Annotated in this window: 1 protein-coding gene; it reads left to right on the top strand. The window is 39.3% G+C overall.

Features of this window, described 5'->3' with window-relative positions; translation table 11 throughout:
• Positions 1-2,862, top strand: a 2,862-nt coding sequence (locus Q7L55_11925) for a hypothetical protein (protein MDO8733256.1), incomplete at both ends; no start/stop codon positions are given.

A 2,862-nucleotide genomic window follows, 5' to 3' on the forward strand; every position in this document is an offset into this window, starting at 1 on the left:
AACCTTTCCAGTTCATTGAATGTTGTTGGAAACACTCAGTTAACAACATTAAATGCTACTGGTAATGTAGGATTTGGATCATCACTCACTGTTTCATCTGTTGGAGTATTTGGTGGATTACAGGTAAATGGAATTTCATCATTATCTGGGGGTATAAACACAGCTGCAATTAATGCTTCAACTATTAATGCTTCTTCTCTCACTACTACAGGTAATGTTGGAGTTGGAGGATCAATAACAGGCTTTGGAGCTTTGAATGGATTGAATGTTACTGGACTATCTAACTTAGGAATTGTTAATACTCAAGGGTTAACTTCAACAAGTATTAACTCCTCTACTTTGACAACGACTGGTAATGTATCTGTTGGATCATCTCTTTCTGTTACATCTGGCGTAAACCTTTCATCTTCTCTTAATGTTGTAGGAAATACTCAGTTAACAACATTAAATGCTACTGGTAATGTAGGATTTGGATCATCATTAACTGTCACCTCAGCTGGATTGTTCTCTTCTTCTTTGCAAGCTTTGGGAAATACTGATCTAAATACCTTAACTGTTAATGGAGCTTCTCTGTTTAGAGGAACATTAACTACTACAGGTAATGTTGGAGTTGGTGGATCGATTACTGGCTTTGGAGCATTATCAGGACTTAATGTAACAGGACTGACTAATCTTGGAACTGTTAATGCGCAGACATTAAATGCATCAACATTAAATATTGCTTCCATATCTACTACAGGTAATGTAGCAGTAGGAGGAAGCTTAACTGTGACATCAGGCACAGCTTTGTCTTCTTCTTTGTCTGTGACAGGACTATCTCAGTTAAACGGAGGGTTAAATACCACCAACATTAACTCCTCTTCATTAACTACTTCAGGTAATGTAGCAGTGGGAGGGTCATTGACTACAACTTCAGCTGCTTCTCTTAATTCTTTGAATGTAACTGGAGTATCATCTCTAACTAATACCGGTATTACTGGAACATTAAATGTCTCCTCTACTTCTACTTTTGGTAATAATCTGACACTCACATCAGGCCAATTCCTGGCTCCTAATGGAACAGCTTCCCTACCTTCCTTCTCATTCTCTAATTCCACCTCTACTGGTCTTTGGTCTCCATCAACCAATGCATTATCCTTAACTACTAATGGATCCGGAACTTCTGGGATAACTGTAACTGCAGGTGGAAATGTGGGGATAGGAGTGACTAATCCTGTTGGGGCATTACAAGTTAATGGTGCTGCTGCAATTGGGTATGGATCTATGCCTACTTCAACACTCCCAACAAATGGATTAGCAGTATCTGGAAATGTGGGTATTGGCACAACCTCTACAACAGCTGCTTTACAGATAGCCACCAATGGTGGAGCATCTGCTCCTGGAGAATTACTTTCTGGTAACTGGTTTACTGGTGGATCTGCAACTACTACCAAACCACAACTATTAGTAGAACCTTCGGGAACAACTTCTACTGGATGGTCTACCTCTGGAACTGGACTTGGTGTAAATGCTGCTTCTGGATTTACCGGAAACTTACTTGATCTTCAGCTTAATGGAACAAGTAAGTTTAAGGTGCTGGCTAACCAAACCAATGCTCGAACTCAGATTATTATGGATAGCATTGGGATATTATCCTTCGGTGCTCCGAATCAAGGTGGTTTGGGTGCTGCAATTGAAGGTGTATCATATTTTGATACAAGTGCTACTCCACGAATTAGCAACCTTGTAGGACAAACATCAACAGTTTATCTTGGTGGTCAGTGGAATGATAACACCGGTCTGGCTGTATACACACAGGGTGATGGTACTATCACTAGTGAAAAACCTGTATTTAGCTTTGGGTCTGGGTTGAGTCTGACTATTACTGGAGGTTACGCTACTCAAAGATTTACCCTATTTAATCAACCTACTGTGACTGCCGCCTCTACCCAAACAATCACAGAAGCTTCAACTGTTAATATTTCAGGTGCTCCAGCCGGCGCTTCAGCTGCTGCTTTAACGAATTCAATAGGACTGAAGATTGCTTCAGGCAATGTAGGAGTAGGAACAACTAATGTGACTAATAGTTATTCATTGTATGTAGATGCACAAAATGGGGCTACCAATAACTACGGGGCTGTATTTACATCAGGTAATGTTGGAATTGGAACTACTGCTCCATATTCTAAATTAAACCTAAGAGGAACAGGCAATTCAACAGGATTAAATTTCTTAACCACATCAAATGATAACAATACCTTTGGTCTGGTAGTTTTGGATAATGGCAATGTGGGAATTGGTAATACTAATGCAGACTACAACTTACTAAATACCGGTACTACCTTCCTTTCCGGATTTGTAGGAATTGGATCTTCTTTGAATGTAACTGGTAATGTGGGAATTGGAACTTCACTGTCTGTTACATCTGGAGTAAATCTACTCTCCTCACTTAATGTGGCAGGGCTATCTCAGTTAAATGGAGGATTAAATACTACTGCAATCAATTCAACTACTATTAATGCAACAGACATTAATGCTTCTTCTCTCACTACTACAGGTAATGTTGGAGTTGGAGGATCAATAACAGGATTTGGAGCATTGAATGGGTTGAATGTTACTGGACTGTCTAACTTAGGAATTGTTAATACTCAAGGATTAACTTCAACAAGTATTAACTCCTCTACTCTCACAACTTCAGGTAATGTCTCTGTTGGAAGTAGTTTGTCTGTTACATCCGGTGTAAACCTTTCCAGTTCATTGAATGTTGTTGGAAACACTCAGTTAACAACATTAAATGCTACTGGTAATGTAGGATTTGGATCATCACTCACTGTTTCATCTGTTGGAGTATTTGGTGGATTACAGGTAAATGGAATTTCATCA

It is taken from the genome of Actinomycetota bacterium (assembly GCA_030650795.1).
Taxonomy (GTDB): Bacteria; Actinomycetota; Actinomycetes; order S36-B12; family S36-B12; genus UBA11398.